Source organism: Serratia sp. TSA_7 (genome assembly GCF_052692135.1).
Genome location: NZ_JBQZFU010000011.1, coordinates 64723 through 84618, shown reverse-complemented (window position 1 = coordinate 84618; position 19896 = coordinate 64723). Strand labels below are relative to the sequence as shown.

The 19896-nt window shown below is 57.4% G+C and carries 19 protein-coding genes; 6 read left to right on the top strand and 13 right to left on the bottom strand.

Annotated elements, in window-relative coordinates; translation table 11 throughout:
• Positions 1-158: 158 nt before the first annotated feature.
• The 3 genes from ACUTQW_RS23230 to ACUTQW_RS23220 all read right to left on the bottom strand — a co-directional run bounded on the left by ACUTQW_RS23230 (position 159) and on the right by ACUTQW_RS23220 (position 2999).
• Positions 159-1520 carry an NCS2 family permease gene (locus tag ACUTQW_RS23230; protein ID WP_004948711.1) on the bottom strand — a complete coding sequence of 454 codons (1362 nt, stop codon included), beginning with the start codon at positions 1518-1520 and terminating at the stop codon, positions 159-161.
• 355 nt (positions 1521-1875) lie between these two features.
• Complete coding sequence (locus tag ACUTQW_RS23225) at positions 1876-2283, bottom strand: VOC family protein (RefSeq protein ID WP_004948713.1); 408 nt, start codon at positions 2281-2283, stop codon at positions 1876-1878.
• A gap of 47 nt (positions 2284-2330) precedes the next feature.
• Positions 2331-2999 carry a glutathione S-transferase family protein gene (locus ACUTQW_RS23220; RefSeq protein ID WP_004948715.1) on the bottom strand — a complete coding sequence of 223 codons (669 nt, stop codon included), beginning with the start codon at positions 2997-2999 and terminating at the stop codon, positions 2331-2333.
• Positions 3000-3315: 316 nt separating this feature from the next.
• Between ACUTQW_RS23220 and bhsA the strand changes: the two genes are divergently transcribed.
• Positions 3316-3576 carry a multiple stress resistance protein BhsA gene (gene bhsA / locus ACUTQW_RS23215; RefSeq protein WP_064799208.1) on the top strand — a complete coding sequence of 87 codons (261 nt, stop codon included), beginning with the start codon at positions 3316-3318 and terminating at the stop codon, positions 3574-3576.
• 57 nt (positions 3577-3633) lie between these two features.
• On the opposite strand, the gene ACUTQW_RS23210 is transcribed toward bhsA, so the two are convergent.
• A complete protein-coding gene (locus ACUTQW_RS23210; RefSeq protein WP_004948719.1) occupies positions 3634-4551 on the bottom strand; it encodes a LysR family transcriptional regulator in 918 nt (305 codons plus the stop codon).
• 129 nt (positions 4552-4680) lie between these two features.
• On the opposite strand from ACUTQW_RS23210, the gene ACUTQW_RS23205 reads away from it, so the two are divergent.
• Positions 4681-5430 (top strand): 3-oxoacyl-ACP reductase family protein, encoded by a 750-nt coding sequence (locus ACUTQW_RS23205; RefSeq protein WP_037433713.1) that lies wholly within the window; start codon positions 4681-4683, stop codon positions 5428-5430.
• 62 nt (positions 5431-5492) lie between these two features.
• On the opposite strand, the gene ssb1 is transcribed toward ACUTQW_RS23205, so the two are convergent.
• Positions 5493-6029, bottom strand: a complete 537-nt coding sequence (gene ssb1 / locus ACUTQW_RS23200; RefSeq protein WP_006317814.1) for a single-stranded DNA-binding protein SSB1 — start codon at positions 6027-6029, stop codon at positions 5493-5495.
• 277 nt (positions 6030-6306) lie between these two features.
• Here ssb1 and uvrA point away from each other — a divergent pair, with 277 nt between their 5' ends.
• Both uvrA and ACUTQW_RS23190 read left to right on the top strand, forming a co-directional pair.
• On the top strand, positions 6307-9141 hold the full coding sequence (gene uvrA / locus ACUTQW_RS23195; RefSeq protein ID WP_006328337.1) for an excinuclease ABC subunit UvrA: 2835 nt from the start codon (positions 6307-6309) through the stop codon (positions 9139-9141).
• Positions 9142-9363: 222 nt separating this feature from the next.
• Complete coding sequence (locus ACUTQW_RS23190; protein WP_004948729.1) at positions 9364-10416, top strand: NAD(P)-dependent alcohol dehydrogenase; 1053 nt, start codon at positions 9364-9366, stop codon at positions 10414-10416.
• Between the two features lie 34 nt (positions 10417-10450).
• Here ACUTQW_RS23190 and maa read toward each other — a convergent pair whose 3' ends face one another.
• From maa to ACUTQW_RS23160, 6 genes are all read right to left on the bottom strand, one after another.
• Positions 10451-11008 (bottom strand): maltose O-acetyltransferase, encoded by a 558-nt coding sequence (gene maa / locus ACUTQW_RS23185; protein WP_020439896.1) that lies wholly within the window; start codon positions 11006-11008, stop codon positions 10451-10453.
• 164 nt (positions 11009-11172) lie between these two features.
• A complete protein-coding gene (locus ACUTQW_RS23180) occupies positions 11173-11526 on the bottom strand; it encodes an MmcQ/YjbR family DNA-binding protein (RefSeq protein WP_004948738.1) in 354 nt (117 codons plus the stop codon).
• Between the two features lie 4 nt (positions 11527-11530).
• On the bottom strand, positions 11531-11947 hold the full coding sequence (locus ACUTQW_RS23175; RefSeq protein WP_004948741.1) for a secondary thiamine-phosphate synthase enzyme YjbQ: 417 nt from the start codon (positions 11945-11947) through the stop codon (positions 11531-11533).
• Positions 11948-12072: 125 nt separating this feature from the next.
• Positions 12073-13266, bottom strand: coding sequence for an amino acid aminotransferase (locus ACUTQW_RS23170; protein WP_006328339.1), 1194 nt, complete (start codon positions 13264-13266; stop codon positions 12073-12075).
• Positions 13267-13307: 41 nt separating this feature from the next.
• Positions 13308-13925: a YitT family protein gene (locus ACUTQW_RS23165; RefSeq protein WP_006317804.1), complete on the bottom strand. Its 618-nt coding sequence runs from the start codon at positions 13923-13925 to the stop codon at positions 13308-13310.
• 314 nt (positions 13926-14239) lie between these two features.
• Complete coding sequence (locus tag ACUTQW_RS23160; protein WP_004948752.1) at positions 14240-14707, bottom strand: Lrp/AsnC family transcriptional regulator; 468 nt, start codon at positions 14705-14707, stop codon at positions 14240-14242.
• Positions 14708-15060: 353 nt separating this feature from the next.
• Here ACUTQW_RS23160 and ACUTQW_RS23155 point away from each other — a divergent pair, with 353 nt between their 5' ends.
• Both ACUTQW_RS23155 and ACUTQW_RS23150 read left to right on the top strand, forming a co-directional pair.
• A complete protein-coding gene (locus ACUTQW_RS23155; RefSeq protein ID WP_006328340.1) occupies positions 15061-16449 on the top strand; it encodes an amino acid permease in 1389 nt (462 codons plus the stop codon).
• A gap of 13 nt (positions 16450-16462) precedes the next feature.
• The gene (locus ACUTQW_RS23150; protein ID WP_006328341.1) at positions 16463-17230 is read left to right on the top strand and encodes a transporter substrate-binding domain-containing protein; all 768 of its coding nucleotides are present in this window, start codon (positions 16463-16465) and stop codon (positions 17228-17230) included.
• A gap of 43 nt (positions 17231-17273) precedes the next feature.
• On the opposite strand, the gene alr is transcribed toward ACUTQW_RS23150, so the two are convergent.
• Positions 17274-18353, bottom strand: a complete 1080-nt coding sequence (gene alr, locus ACUTQW_RS23145; protein ID WP_004948761.1) for an alanine racemase — start codon at positions 18351-18353, stop codon at positions 17274-17276.
• A gap of 17 nt (positions 18354-18370) precedes the next feature.
• The gene (gene dnaB / locus ACUTQW_RS23140; protein ID WP_004948763.1) at positions 18371-19795 is read right to left on the bottom strand and encodes a replicative DNA helicase; all 1425 of its coding nucleotides are present in this window, start codon (positions 19793-19795) and stop codon (positions 18371-18373) included.
• Positions 19796-19896: the final 101 nt, after the last annotated feature.

Here is a 19896-nt window from a genome sequence, read left to right as displayed (position 1 = left end):
TTACATCTCTGATGTATACCCCGATAGTAGATCACTTTTTTTACAGCGATTAAAGCTTGTTGTGCTTTTCAAAACGCAGCACAGAAAGAAGAAGACTTTTCTGAAGGGGAAGAAGGTCAGATTTTCCCCCACCCAACGGGTGGGGGAAACACAGCGGATTAAATCGCCCAACCGCCGGCATAGAACACCACCAGCGCCACCGCGATCAGCACGGTGCCGATATTCAGCTTGCGCCATTCACCGGAGCAAATGCGGCCAATCACCAGCGAGCTGAAGCCCAGCATGATACCGGTGACGATATTGCAGGTCAGCACGATAAACACCGCGCACAGCAGGCCGGACATGGCGTCGACAAAGTCGTTGAAGTCCAGCTTGGTGACGTTGCTCAACATCAGCAGGCCGACGTACATCAGCGCCGGCGCAGTAGCGTAAATCGGCACCAGATAAGACAGCGGCGACAAGAACAGGATCAGCAGGAACAACAGGCCGACTACGGTTGCGGTCAGGCCGGTTTTACCGCCCGCCGCGGTGCCCGCTGCGGATTCGATATAGACCGCCGCCGGGGCCGCGCCCACCAGGCCGGAGAAAATGCTGCTCAGGGAATCCGAGGTCAGCGCCTTGCCGCCGTTGATGATCTGCCCGTCCTTATCCAGCAGGTTGGCCTGCCCGGCCACCGCGCGAATGGTGCCGGTAGCGTCAAACACTGCGGTCATCACCAGTGCCAGCACGCTCGGCAACACCACCGGTTGCAACGCACCCATGATATCCAGGCTGAAGATCAACGAATTGCCATTGGCGTCCGCCAGGCTTGGCATGGCGAACAGCCCCTGATATTTCACCGCGGGGTCAAACAGCAGGCCAATCACCGAAATGGCGATGATCACCAGCAGAATACCGCCGGGTACACGCAGTTTTTCCAACCCGAAAATCACCGCCAGACCGAGCAACGTCATCACCACCGGGAAAGAGGTGAACGCGCCCAGCGCCACCGGCAGGCCATCCAGCGGATTCTTCACTACCAGACCCACGCCGTTGGCGGCGATCAGCAGCAGGAAAAGACCGATGCCGATACCGGTACCGTGCGCCACGCCCATCGGCAAATTGCGCAAGATCCAGGAACGGATGCCGGTTATCGAGATGATGGTGAACAGCACGCCCATCAGGAAGACCGCGCCCAGCGCCACCGGAATGCTGATGTGCTGGCCCAGCACCAGGCTGAAAGCGGTAAAGGCGGTCAGGGAAATCGCACAACCGATGGCCATCGGCAGGTTAGCCCATAGCCCCATCAGCAATGAGCCGAGGCCGGCGACCAGGCAGGTGGCAACAAATACCGCCGTTGGCGGGAAGCCCGCTTTGCCCAACATGCTCGGCACCACGATCACCGAGTAAACCATCGCCAGGAAAGTGGTTAATCCCGCCACCACTTCCTGACGCACGGAGCTGCCGCGTGCGGAAATATTAAAATAGCCATCAAGCCCGCCTTTTGGTTTAACGGCGTTGTTCGCTTGAGAATTCGACATGTTGCTGTCCCCTGTATTTCATTGCCAGCCCGTTTCACAAGGCTTGTTGCTTGTTATTCCGCCCACGCATGTTCATTACGGAATCGTTTCCATCACGTCAGCTTCCCTGCCCTTCGGCCGCACCGCCCATCGGCGTGGCGTTAAAAGGCAAACGTTTAACTCTCATCGCGTGATACGGGTGATTTATGGTGGTTTATTCAAGGCAAACGATTATCCGGCCTTCCATACCCTCTGATCAACCAAGATCGCGGCAATTCATGCAGAAAAGCGCCGGGATCAATCATTATCGAAAAGGCAAGATTTGTCACATAGGTAAATCCGATGGGGCGCCCCCGGCTCAGGGGGCAAAAACCGGCTACTGAGCCTGTGCGGCTTTTTCATCCATGTACATCAGTTCCCAGATATGGCCGTCCAAATCCTGGAAACCGTGGCCGTACATAGAACCGTAATCCTGCGGCTGATTATAGGTATTGCCGCCGGCGGCAATCGCCTTGCGCACCAGGCTGTCCACCGCCGCCCGGCTGGGCTGCGACAGACAAAGCAGCACTTCGGTCGCCCTCCTGGCATCGCCAATCGGGTTCGGGGTGAACATTTTGAATTTATCGTGAGTCAGCAACATTACATAAATGCTCTCGCTGACCACCATGCAAGCGGCGGTATCATCGGTAAACTGCTGATTAAAGCTGAAACCCAACTGGGTGAAAAACTCGATGGATGCGGGCAAATTGTCCACCGGCAGGTTAACAAAAATTTGCGTAGGCATAGGCTATCTCCAAACAGAGGTTAACCCGTCAAGTATAGTTCATGCCCTCAGCTCAGCAGTTCGTAAGGGCCGCCCTGCTCCAACGCCCGCTGGTAAGCCGGCCGGGTATGGATACGCTGCAGATAGCCGCGCAGCTTCGGGCAATTGTCCAGCGAACCGCGCGCCGCCATCGCTTCCAGCGGAAAGCTCATCTGGATATCCGCCGCGCTGAATTCGTTGCCGACAAACCAGGTGCTTTTGCTCAGGTGCTGCTCAAGATAATCGCGATGCGTGGCGATCTGTTTGTCCAGATATTCCCGCTGAACCCCTTTGCCAATCGCCCCCGCTAGCGGCCGCAACAACCAGGGGACCGGCGATTGACCCAGGCGGCTGAACACCAGCTTCATGACCTGCAGCGGCATCAGCGATCCTTCCGCATAATGCAGCCAGTAACGGTATTGTTGGCGAGCATGATGGTCGGTCGGGATAAACAGCCCCTGGGCATCGTAGGCTTCTTGCAAATATTCGATAATGGCGCCGGACTCCGCCAGGGTCAGATCGCCATCGACAATCACCGGGGATTTGCCCAACGGGTGGATCTTTTTCAGCTCCGGCGGCGCCAGCAGGGTTTGCGGATCGCGTTGGTAACGCTGTACCTGATAAGGCACACCCAATTCTTCCAGAAACCACAAGATACGCTGCGAGCGTGAATTATTCAGATGGTGCACGATAACCATGAAGTTTCTCCAATCCGTTGCCAACCCAGTTCGCCAGTCTGCACGCCGTTACCGATTTGCAGCGGCACGGTGCGCAACGTCAGTCGATCGTCAGTGAAGCGGTAAAAGCGGATCTGATGCCATTGCGCTCCCCTTTAAGAATCACCTTTAAAGGGTAGTGGCGATTGTTCCAGCACGCCAGCGCTCAAAATTAAGTCAATTTATTTGAATAAAATACTCAAAACTCTCCGATTTTCTCTGTGGGCATGTCGGCCTATTATTCAACACATCGAGAGGAAACAACCTCTCACCTGACAAATACTCTGAGGATTGAATCATGAAAAACATCAAAATTTTTGCTACGGCTCTACTGCTGACTACCGCCTCTTTCGCCACCGTTGCCGCTGACCAGCCTTCCAGCCAACCTGCCGCCGACGCTCAGAAAATCGGTGTCGTCTCCGTTGCCGGCGCTTCTAACCTGAGCGCACTGGAAACCGAACTGGCTAACAAGGCCGCAGCATCAGGCGCCAGCTCTTACCGCATCATCTCTGCCGGTGGCCAGAACAAACTGCACGGCACCGCTGAAATCTTCAACTGATCGTCAGACAGCCCACTGACGGAAGAAAAAAAGCCCCGCGAGGGGCTTTTCTCGTTTCTAGCGCGCATCAAAACGCGTCGCCAGCTTCTGCAGGCGAAATTGCTCGGTGATGTAATCGACAAACACCCGGGTTTTGCTGGGCAGAAATTTGGTCGTGGGAAAGTAAAGATAGACGCTACCGCGATCGACATACCAGGCTGGCAACACCCGCAATAAGCGACCGCTTTCCAGATAAGGCAAGGCGCTTGGCATGGCGATCAACGCAATGCCCAGCCCCATTTCCGCCGCTCGCGCCGCCGCCTCCGGCTCATTCACCGTCATGTTAACGGTCATCAAGGGCGCCCGCTGTTCGTTATCCGCATTGCGCAGCGGCAGGTTGCGAATCCGCCCGGTTTGCGGCGAGCGGATAAAAATCCCCGCGTGGTTCGCCAGCTGTTCCGGTTGGCTCAAAAGCGGATGACGCCGCAGATAATCCGCCGAAGCCACCAATACCCCGTGGGCCGGCGCCAATTCACGCGCAATCATTCCCTGCGCCAATTCAATACCGCCGCCAATTGCGGCGTCGAAGTGTTCGCCAATCATATCCACTTTGCGATTGTCAAAATGCCAGTCCGGCACTATCGACGGGTAACGAGATAAAAACGCCGGCAACAGAGGCATCACGAAATGCAGACCGAAGGCGGTGCCCATGCTGACCTTTAGCGTACCTGCCGCGACAGAGCCACTGCTGTTCACCCTTTTCAGCGCACACTGGATCGACTGCAAACCGCCGCTCACTTCCTGAAGAAAACGTTCCCCCTCTTCGGTCAGGATCAGCTTGCGCGTGTTGCGCTGGAATAACCGTACGCCCACCAGCGTCTCCAGCTTGGTGACATTTTTCCCCACCGCCGCAGAGCTGATGCCCAGCTTGCGGCCGGCTGCGGAAAAACTGCCGTTTTCCGCGCTGCTGACAAAACATTCCAGATGGCCGAGCATGGCTTTCCTCCGTTGATTTCAAACCAATGGTTTAAGCTGATTATAGCGCTTTGTGGCTAGTGGCCGCGTTACGTTTCTCCGATACTGGTCCGGTAGATTTTTTAACCTTACCCACTCTGGAGAAACATCATGTCAGCAACCCTCTCTCTGCAAGGCAAAGTCGCATTCGTTCAGGGCGGCTCACGCGGTATCGGCGCCGCCATCGTCAAACGGCTGGCGCGCGATGGTGCCGCGGTGGCATTCACCTACGTAGCTTCCGCCGACCGGGCCGATGCCGTGGTGAGCGAAATCACCGCCGCCGGCGGCAAGGCTATCGCCATCAAAGCCGACAGCGCCGACGCCGCCGCAGTACAGCAGGCGGTACGCCAGGCGGTAAACAGCTTCGGCAATCTGGACATTCTGGTGAACAACGCCGGGGTGTTTACGTTGGGCAGCACCGAAGAACTGGCGCTGGAAGATCTGGACCGTATGCTCGCGGTGAACGTACGCAGCGTCTTTGTTGCCAGCCAGGAAGCTGCGCGCCATATGAACGACGGTGGCCGCATCATTCACATCGGCAGCACCAACGCCGAGCGCGTGCCCTTTGGCGGCGCCGCAGTTTACGCGATGAGCAAATCCGCGCTGGTCGGCCTGACCAAGGGCATGGCGCGCGATCTCGGCCCGCGCGGCATCACCGTCAACAACGTGCAGCCCGGCCCGGTGGATACCGAGATGAACCCGGACGACGGCGATTTCGCCGAGCAGTTGAAACAGCTGATGGCCATCGGCCGCTACGGTAAAGACGAAGAGATCGCCAGCTTTGTCGCCTACCTGGCCGGCCCGCAAGCGGGCTACATCACCGGCGCCAGTCTGAGCATCGACGGCGGCTTCTCGGCTTAACGGTTCTGAAATGCAAAAAGCCCCGAAAAGGGGCTTTTTTATTGGCTTCAGACAGCCCGATATCAGAAAGGAATATCGTCGTCGAAGTCCATTGGCGGTTCGTTGCTGCTGGCTGCCGGCGCGTTGTTCTGCGCTGGGCGCGCCTGCTGGCCGCCGCTGAACTGGTTGCCGCCCTGCGGTTGCTGAGGCTGGCCCCAACCGCCCTGGCCGCCTGCTGCCTGACCACCGCCTGCAGGTGCGCCGCCGCCTTGACGGCCGCCCAGCATCTGCATGGTGCCGCCAACGTTCACCACAACTTCGGTGGTGTATTTTTCTACGCCAGCCTGATCGGTCCATTTACGGGTCTGCAGGGCACCTTCGATATACACCTGGGAACCTTTACGCAGATACTCGCCCGCAACTTCAGCCAGCTTGCCGAACAACACAACGCGGTGCCATTCGGTTTTTTCTTTCTGCTCGCCAGTCGCTTTGTCACGCCAGCTTTCGGAGGTCGCCAGGGTAATGTTGGCCACTGCGCCGCCATTCGGCATGTAACGGACTTCCGGGTCTTGGCCCAGATTCCCGACCAGAATTACTTTGTTTACGCCTCTGCTGGCCATGAGAACTCTCCTGATGATTGATTTTTACACAGTATAAACGAGTAAGTTTAACACGCTCAGCCTGAAACGACACCCGTGTTGATAACTGCGTATTGTATTCCAGAATTGTCCTTTCGAACGACCTTGTTGCATTCGTATACTGGATATTCATTCAGGTTTTTTTGTGTCATAATTATGCGTTTCGTACTGGCTGTGCCGGTTTTTTGCGCGGTTGATCACAAAATCACCCGCACTAAACCCAGACAGGCGCGGTGTATCATCAAGACGGGAAGTGTAAATGGACAATATCGAAGTTCGTGGTGCTCGAACCCATAATCTCAAAAACATCAACCTGATTATCCCGCGTGACAAGCTGATCGTCGTCACCGGTTTGTCCGGTTCAGGCAAGTCCTCGCTGGCTTTTGATACGCTGTATGCCGAAGGGCAGCGCCGCTACGTCGAGTCGCTCTCCGCCTATGCACGCCAGTTTCTTTCGCTGATGGAAAAACCGGACGTCGACCATATTGAAGGTCTGTCGCCGGCGATTTCCATCGAGCAGAAATCCACCTCGCATAACCCGCGATCCACGGTCGGCACCATCACCGAGATCCACGATTACCTGCGCCTGCTGTTCGCCCGCGTCGGCGAACCGCGCTGCCCGGATCACCATGTGGAACTGGCGGCGCAAACCGTCAGCCAGATGGTGGACAACGTACTCAGCCAGCCGGAAGGCAAACGCCTGATGCTGCTGGCGCCGGTGGTGAAAGACCGCAAGGGCGAGCACACCAAAACGCTGGAAAACCTGGCGACCCAGGGCTATATCCGCGCACGCATCGACGGCGAAGTCTGTGACCTCTCGGATCCGCCGAAGCTCGAGCTGCAGAAAAAGCACACCATTGAAGTGGTGGTCGATCGCTTCAAGGTGCGTGAAGATCTGGCGCAGCGCCTGGCGGAATCGTTCGAAACCGCGCTGGAGCTGTCCGGCGGCACGGCGGTAGTGGCCGACATGGACGACGAAAAAGCGGACGAGCTGCTGTTCTCCGCCAACTTCGCCTGCCCGATCTGCGGCTACAGCATGCGCGAGCTGGAACCGCGCCTGTTCTCGTTCAATAACCCGGCCGGTGCCTGCCCGACCTGTGACGGCCTGGGTGTGCAGCAGTTCTTCGATCCGGAACGCGTGGTGCAGAACCCCGAGCTTTCTCTGGCCGGCGGTGCAATCCGCGGTTGGGATCGCCGCAACTTTTATTATTTCCAGATGCTGCGTTCGCTGTCGGAACATTATGCCTTCGACGTCGAAGCGCCGTTCAACTCTCTGGACGCCAACGTGCAGAAAGCGGTGCTCAGCGGTTCCGGCAAAGAGTCGATCGAGTTCAAATACATTAACGATCGCGGTGACACCACCGTGCGCCGCCACCCGTTCGAAGGCGTGCTGCACAACATGGAACGCCGCTATAAAGAGACGGAATCCAGCGCGGTGCGCGAAGAGCTGGCGAAGTTTATCAGCAACCGCCCTTGCGCCTCCTGTCACGGCACCCGCCTGCGCGAAGAAGCACGCAACGTGTTTGTCGAAGACACCACGCTGCCGGAAATCTCCGATCTGAGCATCGGCCACGCCATGACCTTCTTCCAGAACATGAAGCTCAGCGGCCAGCGCGCCCAGATCGCCGAAAAAGTCCTGAAAGAGATTGGCGACCGCCTGAAATTCCTGGTGAACGTAGGGCTTAACTACCTGTCGCTGTCGCGCTCGGCGGAAACCCTGTCCGGCGGCGAGGCGCAGCGTATTCGTCTGGCCAGCCAGATCGGCGCCGGCCTGGTGGGCGTAATGTACGTTCTTGATGAGCCGTCGATCGGCCTGCACCAGCGTGACAACGAACGCCTGCTGGAAACCCTGATCCACCTGCGTAACCTGGGCAACACGGTGATCGTGGTGGAGCATGACGAAGACGCCATCCGCGCCGCCGATCACGTGATCGATATCGGCCCCGGCGCCGGCGTGCATGGCGGCCAGGTGGTGGCGGAAGGCACCGTCGAAGACATCATGGCGCAGCCCGAATCGCTGACCGGCCAGTTCCTCAGCGGCAAACGCGAGATTGCCATCCCTGAGCAGCGCGTACCTGCCGATCCGACCAAGGTGCTGAAGCTGAGCGGCGCGCGCGGCAACAACCTGAAAGACGTGACGCTGACGCTGCCGGTGGGGCTGTTTACCTGCATCACCGGGGTCTCCGGCTCAGGCAAATCCACGCTGATCAACGACACGCTGTTCCCGATAGCCCAACGCCAGCTCAACGGCGCCACCATTGCCGAACCGGCGCCGTTCCGCGAAGTGACCGGCCTCGAACATTTCGACAAAGTGATCGACATCGATCAAAGCCCGATCGGCCGCACCCCGCGCTCCAACCCGGCCACCTACACCGGCATCTTCACCCCGGTGCGCGAGCTGTTCGCCGGCGTACCGGAATCGCGCAGCCGCGGCTATAACCCGGGCCGCTTCAGCTTCAACGTCAAGGGCGGGCGCTGCGAGGCCTGTCAGGGCGATGGCGTGATCAAGGTAGAAATGCACTTCCTGCCGGATATCTACGTGCCCTGCGACCAGTGCAAAGGCAAGCGCTATAACCGTGAGACGCTGGAAGTGAAGTACAAAGGCAAGAGCATCCACGAAGTGCTGGAGATGACCATCGAAGAAGCGCGCGATTTCTTCGACGTGGTGCCGGCGCTGGCACGCAAGCTGCAAACGCTGATGGACGTCGGCCTGTCCTACATTCGCCTCGGCCAGTCGGCGACCACGCTGTCCGGAGGTGAGGCGCAACGCGTCAAGCTGGCGCGCGAGCTGTCTAAACGCGGTACCGGCCAGACGCTGTATATCCTTGATGAGCCGACCACCGGTCTGCACTTCGCCGATATCCAGCAACTGCTGGCGGTGCTGCATCAGTTGCGCGATCAGGGCAATACCATCGTGGTGATTGAGCACAACCTGGACGTGATTAAAACGGCGGACTGGATTGTCGACCTGGGGCCGGAAGGCGGCAGCGGCGGCGGTGAAATCCTGGTCTCCGGCACGCCGGAAACCGTGGCCAACTGCGAAGCTTCGCATACCGCGCGCTTCCTCAAGCCGTTACTGAAAATGAAGAAATAACCTTTCTTGCCGGCGGGCCGTTTGCGGCCCGCCATTTTATCCGTTCTGCCCAAATTAAAGAGAAACAGGCAAGATTTAGACATTTTCAGGCATTTCCCTCCCTGCTCGCCCCTTTTATCATCAATGTTCCCTCTGCGCCGCCCGTATGACCTGGGCCGCGTCTCACCGGCACTCTGCCGCCGGAAAGCATTCTCCCCCCATTCACTGATGACTGGAGTTACCATGAACATTACGCATGCCTATGCCGCGCATGACGCGAAGTCAGCGCTCGTACCTTTCGATTACACACCGCGCGCCCTGCGCGACCACGACGTGCAAATCGAAGTTCTGTTCTGTGGCGTTTGCCATTCGGATCTGCACCAGGCCCGCAACGAATGGAACAACTCGATTTTCCCGGTGGTGCCCGGCCATGAAATTGTTGGCCGCGTGACCGCCGTCGGCAACCACGTATCCCGCCATCAGGTTGGCGATCTGGTCGGTGTCGGCTGCATGGTCGATTCCTGTCGCAGCTGTCCTAGCTGTGACGAAGGGCTGGAGCAATACTGTGAAAGCGGCTTTACCGGCACCTATAACGGCCAGGATCGGCAAACAGGCGCCATCACCTACGGCGGCTACTCAACCGCTATGGTGGTGGATCAGGACTTTGTGCTGCGGGTGCCGGCAAACCTCGATCCGGCCGGTGTCGCGCCGCTGCTTTGCGCCGGTATCACCACCTATTCGCCGCTGCGCCAATGGGGTGCAGGACCGGGCAAGAAGGTCGGTATCGTCGGCCTCGGCGGCCTGGGGCATATGGGGGTCAAGCTGGCGCGGGCAATGGGCGCTCATGTGGTGCTGTTCACCACGTCGGCCTCCAAAGTTGAAGACGCCAAACGCCTCGGCGCTCATGAGGTAGTGATCTCGCGCAACCCGGAAGAAATGGCGCAGCACGTCAACAGCTTCGATTTTATTCTCAACACGGTGGCGGCTCAGCACGATCTGAACCCGTTCCTCAACCTGCTGCGGCGTGATGGCACCTTGACGCTGGTCGGCGCGCCGGAACATGACCACCCGTCGCCGCAGGTGTTTAACCTGATCATGAAACGCCGCCGCCTCGCCGGCTCGCTGATCGGCGGTATTGCAGAAACCCAGGAGATGCTGGATTTCTGCGGCCAGCACGGCATCACTTCGGATATCGAACTGATCCCGATGCAGCAAATCAACGAAGCCTATGAGCGCATGCTGAAAAGCGACGTGAAATACCGTTTCGTGGTGGATATCAACTCTCTGCGAGCATAATGCTACGGGCGCCCACTGTGGCGCCCGTTTTTTGTTATAGCTGTTTAATCACCCGCGCCGGATTGCCGCCGACCACACAGTTGGCCGGTACGTCTTTGGTGACAACCGCACCGGACGCCACCACCACGTTATCGCCCAGAGTAACGCCGGGGTTAATGACCGCCCTGCCGCCGATCCAAACATTGTTGCCAATGTTTACCGGTTTGCCGAACTCCGCACCGCCGACGCGGGTTTGCGCATCCAGCGGATGGGTAGCGGTATAAATATGCACACCCGGCGCCAACAGGCAGTTATCGCCGATATGCACTTCGCACACATCCAGGATTACGCAGTCAAAATTGGCGTAAAAATTCTTCCCCAGATAGATGTTATAACCGTAATCGCAGCGGAACGTCGGTTCGATGGTTCCCCCCTGATACTGGCCCAACAGCGCCGTCAGCCACTGTTTGCGCAGATCGCCCTCGTCCGGGGATGAATGGTTGTAATGGTGCACCAGTTGGCGCGCGCGCTTGCGTTCGCTGCGCAGCAGCTCGTCACCGGCATCGTACAGTTCGCCGGCAATCATCTTGCGTTTTTCTTCACTCATGGCCATCTCACGGCATCCTTTGGTCTCGCGGCTCATCGATTAAAAAGCCTAGTCCTTCCTGGTGAGCAATGGAACGGGAACGTTCCCATTCTCGAATCGCGATCACAATTTAAAGAGAAAAAAGGAGACAACGGAACGGAAAAGGCAGGCGGCCACGCCTGCCCTGCCGGTTAAGCGCGCAGTTCCTGCCGCACGTGGTCGGGTAACCCTTCCAGCACCAGCTGATATGAACTGTCGATCAAGGTGTAAAATTGCGAGTTCGGCAGGTTGCCGTCGAGAAACACCGTATTCCAGTGCGCCTTGTTCAGGCCAGCGCAGGCGACGATCTCCGGGTGATGCTCGCGCAGACTTTCCGCCAACTCCGGGCTTGATTTCACCGCCAGGGCCGGCCGGCCCTGTACCTCGCACACCATGGCGAACATCACGTCGCCGACCTTGATCTGGCTGGCCTGCCACTGGTTCTGGTCGCTTTGCTCCGCGCCCGGCTTCGCCATGCAGTATTCCAGCAGTGCTGTGTTATTCATTGGGTTACTCCCCCTGTAAAGTGGCCACAATACGGCGTGAACCGCCGTGGATGCGGTGCTCCCCCAGCCAAATTCCCTGCCATGTGCCCAACATCAGCCGCCCATGGCCGACGGGCAGCATCAAAGATGCGCCCAGCAGCGAGGATTTGATGTGTGCCGGCATGTCGTCCAGCCCTTCGTAGTCGTGCTGATAGGGTGCGTTCTCGGGTACCTGACGCAGGAAATGCTGTTCCATGTCGGCTCGCACCGTGGGATCGCAGTTCTCGTTGAGCGTCAGCGAGGCCGAGGTATGCTGCAACAACAGATGCAGCAGGCCGGTTTGCAGGCGGTGTAAGTGGGTTAACTGGTCAGTAATCTCTTCGGTAACCAGATGAAAACCACGCGCTTTTGCGCTGAGGATAAGCGTTTGCTGATGCCACATGAGTGAGCGCCCCTCAATCAGTATATTCTCTATCCGGTTTGCGGCAACTTTGGCGGCAAACCGACAACAAAAAAGGAGCGATATCGCTATCGCTCCTTTGCGAACGTCAGTTCACCCTAACAACATTACTGCACCGCGGCAAACGCCTCGGCCACCTGATGCACGTTGTTGTGGTTCAGGCCGGCCATGCAAACGCGCCCGCTGTGGATCAGGTAGACGCCGAACTCTTCACGCAGGCGATCAACCTGCGCCGCGCTGAAACCGGTGTAGCTGAACATGCCGCGCTGCTGCAGCAGGTAATCGAAGTTACGCTGCGGCAACGCGATTTTCAGCGCCTCTACCAGCGTTTTGCGCATCTCAAGGATACGGGTGCGCATGCTTTCCACTTCCGCCAACCACTGGGCCTTCAACTGCGTATCGTTCAGCACCTTCGCCACCACCTGCGCACCGAAGTTCGGCGGGCTGGAGTAGTTGCGGCGTACGGTGGCCTTCAATTGCCCCAGCACGCGCCCGGCGGCTTCTTCGCTTTCGCACACTACCGACAGGCCGCCGACGCGTTCGCCATACAGCGAGAAGATTTTCGAGAACGAGTTACTCACCAGGCACGGCAGGCCGGCGGCGGCGATAGTGCGGATAGCGTAGGCATCTTCGGTGATACCGCCGCCAAAACCCTGATAGGCGATATCGAGGAACGGGATCAGCTCACGCTCGGCGATCACCTTGACCACCTCGTCCCACTGGGCATTGGTCAGGTCAGAGCCGGTCGGGTTGTGGCAGCACGGATGCAGCAGCGCGATGCTGTGTTTCGGCAGCTGTTTCAACGCGCTCAACATGGCGTCGAACTTCACGCCCAGGCTTTCGCCATCAAAGTACGGATAGGTGTTCACTTTGAAACCGGCCCCGCCGAAGATGGCGATATGGTTTTCCCAGGTAGGATCGCTGACCCATACCTGCGAATCCGGGAAGTAGCTTTTCAGGAAGTCGGCACCCACTTTCAGCGCGCCGGAACCGCCTACGGTCTGAATGGTGGCGATGCGCCCCTGCTGCAGCATCGGGTGCTCGGCACCGAACAGCAGATGCTGAATGGCGGTACGGTAAGGCAGCAGGCCTTCCATCGGCAGGTACACCGACGCGCCCTGATCCACGCTGTTCAACTGCGCTTCCGCTGCGGCAACCGCCTTCATCTGCGGGATAATACCCCGCTCGTCGTAGTAAAGGCCGATACTCAGGTTAACCTTGTGCGCACGTGTGTCTTTTTTGAATTTTTCCATCAGCGACAGGATAGGATCGCCTGCATAGGCATCAACGTTCTGGAACACGGGGTCGTTCTCCTAGATTGGGTTATTCAGAGGGTACAAATTCAAACGCTGTAACGACCAGGGCGATGGTTCATCGCGATAATCAGATTCAGCACCATTGCACCTAATATAGACGCAATTAGCAGGGAAATATTCACCACAAACAGTGAGGCTAACACGATAGAAATATCGACCGCCATTTGCAATTTGCCGGCGCGCAAACCGTATTTATCCTGCAGATACAGCGCGAGAATATTGACGCCGCCCAGGCTGGCCTTATGGCGAAATAACACAATAAACCCTAACCCCATGATCATGCTACCGAACACCGTTGCATAAAAAGGCTGCAGGCGGTCGAAATGGATGAAATAGGGGTGCAAATCGGAAAATATCGACACCAGCGCCACCGAGCAGAAGGTTTTGACGGTGAACGCCCACCCCATACGGCGGATCGCCAGATAATAGAACGGCAGGTTAAGCAAAAAGAACGCTACGCCGAACGACAGCGGTGTCAGGTAATTGATTAAGAAAGCCAATCCGGCGGTGCCGCCGGTCAGCGCACCGGCCTGCCGCAGCAGGATCACGCCGAACGACACCATCAGCGTGCCGATCAGGATCGCCAGCACGTCTTCCAGCAGAGTATGGGAAATATTGTCTTCAGGGCTGATGCAGTTATCCATGGTGTTATTACTCAAAGTAGGTTGCCATCACCGCCCGGTGAACCGGGTTTGTACGCTGAATAATGCAAAAGCCACACCATAAGATAAGCAAAACAGCCGTCATCATGCGATTTCGCAAAATGTTCGGCGTTTATCCACAATAAGCCGCTGTTTTTATTTAAAATAAAAAATGCACAAAATACGCATAAAAAACAAAATAACCGCGAACATCATGCATAAAAAGCAAGCTTGTCGGCCACTCGTAGCATTAAATGCCCATTAATGGTGCAGGTCGCCCCTAAATGGTTCATTAAAATGGAGGCGACAATGTCCGATCAGCGCGCTACCGGCAGCAGCCCGTTTTCTTTCAGCCGATTCAGTACCACCGCGGTTTTCACGTGCGCTACGCTCTTGTGCATCGACAGAGTCTTGCTGATAAAGTCGCTCAGCGCTGCCAGATCGGCCACGGCCACCTTTAACAGATAGTCAGCGTCGCCGGTGGTTTTATAGGCGTCGAGAATAGCGTCAACCTCTTCCAGCATGCGATGAAAGCTGTCCACATGCTCCTGGGCATGGTTGGTCAGGCTCACTTCGATTAACCCCACCATCCCCAACCCAACGGCCTCCGGCGCCAGCCGCGCATGGTAGCCACGAATCAACTGAGCCTGTTCCAGGCTGATGCGCCGCCGTGAGCACTGGGAAGCAGACAACCCCACCAACTCGCTCAGTTCCTGATTGGTCAGACGGCCATTGGCCTGTAACAGCGTCAGGATTTTCATATCAAAATCGTCAATGTTGTACATAGCCACCTGTAAACCCGTTAAGAAATGTTGACGTTACAGACTATCAGTTTTTTTGCCCCTGTAATCCCCCCGTTTTGATTCCCCGGCGACGCCTCACAGTTTCGTTGCACCACCCTGGCCCATTTCCGGTCATCACAGGCACCCAATACGGGCATTGCGTGCGAAAAATAAGGTTAAAACGCCTTGAATCCCGCAATAAATACAGTTTAATGCACGGTTTGTGAGCCAAGGTGAAAAATAATTAAATAACGTTTTCAGCAGGTTATTAGTGATGCGCCCCCATCGCCCTTACTCGCTGGCCCGATAGTTGCTAAATCCCCAGCGACACGCATTTACCTTTTTGGGGAACACAGATGGACAATCATCAGTCAGAAAACCAGTTGAAAAGAGGGTTAAAAAACCGTCACATCCAACTGATCGCCCTCGGCGGCGCCATCGGCACCGGCCTGTTTCTCGGCATTGCCCAGACCATAAAAATGGCCGGCCCTTCGGTGCTGCTCGGTTACGCCATCGCCGGGGTTATCGCCTTCTTTATCATGCGCCAACTGGGTGAAATGGTGGTGGAAGAGCCGGTGGCCGGCTCCTTCAGCCACTTTGCCAATAAATACTGGAGCGGTTTTGCCGGCTTTATGTCCGGCTGGAACTATTGGGTGCTGTACGTGCTGGTGAGCATGGCGGAACTGACCGCAGTGGGCATTTACGTGCAGTATTGGTGGCCGGAAATTCCGACCTGGGTCTCCGCAGCGGTATTCTTTGTGGCGATCAACGCCATCAACCTGACCAGCGTCAAAGTGTACGGCGAGATGGAATTCTGGTTTTCCATCATCAAAGTGGCGGCGATCATCAGCATGATCGCATTTGGCGCCTGGCTGTTGGCCAGCGGGCACGGCGGGCCGGACGCCAGCGTGGCCAACCTGTGGCAATACGGCGGTTTCTTCCCTAACGGCATCAGCGGCCTGGTGATGGCAATGGCGGTGATCATGTTCTCGTTCGGCGGTCTGGAGCTGGTCGGCATTACCGCCGCCGAAGCGGATAACCCGGAGAAAAGTATCCCGCGAGCCACCAATCAGGTGATTTACCGTATTCTGCTGTTTTATGTCGGCGCACTGGCGGTGCTGCTGTCACTGTATCCGTGGCAGAAGGTGGTGGAAGGCGGCAGCCCGTTCGTCCTGATCTTCCATGCGCTGGACAGCAATCTGGTGGCGACGCTGCTGAACATGGTGGTGCTGTCCGCCGCCCTGTCGGTGTACAACAGCTGCGTGTATTGCAACAGCCGCATGCTGTTTGGGCTGGCGAAACAGGGCAACGCACCGCGCGCACTGCTGAAGACCAACCGGCGCGGCATTCCGCTGGCGGCGCTGAGCGTGTCGGCGCTGGTGACCGCACTGTGCGTGCTGCTCAATTACCTGATGCCGGGCAAGGCGTTTGAATTGCTGATGGCGTTGGTGGTGTCCGCATTGGTGATCAACTGGGCAATGATCTGCATTACTCACCTGAAGTTTCGGCGCGCCAAGCGGCTGGCCGGGCAGCAAACGCGTTTCCAAAGTTGGGGTTACCCGTTCACCAATCTGATTTGTCTGCTGTTTTTAGCCGGGATTTTGGTCATTATGTTTATGACGCCAGGCATCCGGATTTCGGTATGGTTGATTCCGGTTTGGCTGTTGGTGCTGGCGGCAAGCTATCTGCTGAAGAAAAAGAACGCCGCCGCGCCGGGCGCCATTGCTGAATCCAATAACGTATAAGCAAGGGAAACAGATGAAAAAGCTATTACCTCTCGCACTGCTGGTCGCCGCCGGGAGCGCCAGCGCCCAATCCCATCTGGATAAGGTGACACAACAGGGCACGCTGGAAGTGTGCACCACCGGCGATTACAAGCCCTACACCTTTTTGAAGGAAGACGGCAGCTACGAAGGCATTGATATCGCCATGGCGGAATCGCTGGCCAAGAGCCTGGGCGCCAAAGTGAAATGGGTGAAAACCAGTTGGAAAACCCTGACGCCGGACTTTGTCGCCGGCAAGTGCGACATCGCCATGGGCGGCATTTCCGTCACGCTACAGCGGCAAAAACAGGTGTTCTTCGCCGATAAGCTGGATACCGACGGCAAAATCCCGCTGGTGCGCTGCACCGACGTGAAGAAATACCGGACGGTCGAGCAGATCAACAAAGCGTCCGTGCGCCTGCTGGAGCCGGCGGGCGGCACCAACGAAGCGTTCGTACATGCTTACCTGCCCGACGCCAAGCTGACGTTGACCCATGATAACGTGGGTATTTTTCAGCAGTTAGTGGACAAGAAAGCCGATGTGATGATTACCGACGCTTCCGAGGCGCTGTATCAGCAAAAACACTATCCGAAACTGTGCGCGGTAAATCCGGACAAACCGCTGCAATACGGCGAGAAGGCCTATATGTTGCCGCGTGATGATCTGAGCTGGAAGCTGTATGTGGATCAGTGGCTGCACCTGGCCAAAGCGACCGGCGAGTATCAAAGCATTATCGATCAGTGGCTGGCGGTAAAGAAGTAACGCGTTGAAGATTAGGGCCGGCACCTTGCCGGCCCACGACAGGTTATTCGCCGATATATTCCATCGCCACGCGCTGCGTCAGCTTGGTAATCAGCTCATAGGCGCTGATGCCGGTACAGGCGGCAATGCGCTCGACCGGCAACGCCTTGCCCCATAGCACCACTTCATCGCCGACCTTATCGGTCGCGTTTGGCCCGAGATCGACCGAAATCATGTCCATAGATACCCGGCCGACCACCGGCACTTCGCGGCCATTAAGCCATACCGGGGTACCGGAGGGCGCACTGCGCGGGTAACCATCACCATAACCCATCGCCACCACGCCCAGCCGGGTGTCGCCTTCGCTCACCCAGGTGCCGCCGTAACCCACCGCCTCGCCGGCCTTGTGGTCGCGCACCGCAATCAGGTTGGACTTCAGCGTCATCGCCGGCTGCAGATCAAATTGGCTGCCGCAGGCATCCTCCATCGGAGAAACGCCGTACAGGATAATGCCCGGCCGCACCCAGTCATTGTGCGCATCCGGCCACAGCAAGGTGCCGCCCGAAGCGGCGATCGAGCGCTGGCCCGGCTTGCCACGGACAAAACTTTCGAAACACTGCATTTGCTTGAGCGTAGCGTCAGAGTCCGGTTCATCGGCGCGGCTGAAGTGGCTCATGATATTGACCGGCTGCGCCACGTTACGGCAGGCGCTCAGACGCTGATAAAACGCCTCGGCCTGTTCCGGACGCACGCCCAGGCGGTGCATGCCGGTATCGAGCTTCATCCATACCGGCACCGGGCGCGCCAGCTCGGTCTGCTCCAGCGCTTCAAGCTGTTCGATGCTGTGCACTGCGGTTTCGATGTTATTCGCCACCAGCACCGGCAGATCTTCAGCGCAGAAAAAACCTTCCAGCAGCAGGATCGGTTTCACGATGCCGCCGGAGCGCAGCATCAGCGCCTCGCCAATGCGCGCCACACCGTAGCAGTCGGCGTCTTGCAAAGTGTGAGCTGTTTCCAGCAGGCCATGTCCATAAGCGTTTGCTTTCACAACGGCAATCAGGCGGCTTTGCGGCGCCTGGCGGCGCACCTGTTGCAGATTATGTCGCAGAGCGCGGCGGTCGATTACAGCGGTTGCCGCTTTCATTTCAGTTCCTTAGCTGATTATTCATCATCATATTGTGGCCCCGCGTAGTTATCGAAACGCGACCACTGGCCGTTAAAGGTCAGGCGCACGGTACCGATCGGGCCGTTACGCTGCTTACCCAGAATAATTTCGGCAATCCCTTTCATGTCGCTGTTCTCATGATAAACCTCATCACGGTAGATGAACATGATCAGGTCGGCATCCTGCTCGATGGAACCGGACTCACGCAGGTCTGAGTTGACCGGGCGTTTGTCGGCGCGCTGCTCCAGGCTTCGGTTCAGCTGCGACAGTGCCACCACCGGCACCTGCAGCTCTTTCGCCAGCGCCTTCAGCGAGCGGGAGATTTCGGCGATTTCCAGCGTACGGTTGTCGGACAGGGCCGGCACACGCATCAGCTGCAGGTAGTCGATCATGATCAGGCTGAGGCCGTCATGTTCGCGGAAAATACGGCGCGCGCGGGAGCGCACTTCGGTTGGCGTCAGGCCGGAGGAGTCGTCAATGTACATATTGCGCTTCTCCAGCAGGATGCCCATGGTGCTGGAAATGCGCGCCCAGTCCTCGTCGTCGAGCTGGCCGGTACGGATACGCGTCTGGTCGACGCGCGACAGCGACGCCAGCATACGCATCATGATCTGGTTGCCGGGCATCTCCAGGCTGAAGATCAGCACCGGCTTTTCCTGCGTCATCGCGGCGTGTTCGCACAGGTTCATGGCGAAAGTGGTTTTACCCATCGAAGGACGGGCGGCGACGATGATCAGGTCCGATTTTTGCAAACCGGCAGTTTTCTTATTGAGATCCTGATAGCCGGTGTCTACCCCGGTAACGCCGTCGTGCGGCTGTTGATACAGCTGCTCGATGCGCGAAACGGTGTCTTCCAGAATACGCTCGATGCCTTTCGGGCCTTCATCTTTACTGGCGCGATTTTCCGCGATCTGGAATACCCGCGACTCGGCCAGATCGAGCAGATCTTCGCTGCTGCGGCCCTGCGGATCGTAACCGGCGTCGGCGATCTCATTGGCTACCGAGATCATTTCGCGTACGACCGCACGTTCACGCACGATGTCGGCATAAGCGCCGATGTTGGCGGCGCTTGGGGTGTTTTTCGACAGCTCGGCCAGATAGGCGAAACCGCCCACCGAATCCAGTTCGCCGCGCTGCTCGAGCGATTCGGACAGGGTGATCAGATCGATAGGCCGGCTCATTTCCAACAGCCGCTGCATCTCGGTAAAGATCAGGCGGTGCGGGCGGCTGAAGAAATCGTTGGAGACCACGCGTTCCGATACGTTATCCCAGCGTTCGTTATCCAGCATCAAACCGCCCAACACGGACTGTTCCGCCTCCAGCGAATGTGGCGGCATCTTCAGCCCTTCCATCTGGCGATCTCGAGGGCGATCTCTGGCTTCGTCCGCGTAAGTTTTGTTGGTTGGTTTTTTTCCTGCCATGAAGCGTATTCTTTATCCGGTTGCGAATGGAGAATCCTGACGCGAGAGTATACGTGATTTTTATCTGTGATTCCCGCGGCATAACCGATGCAAAAAAGGTA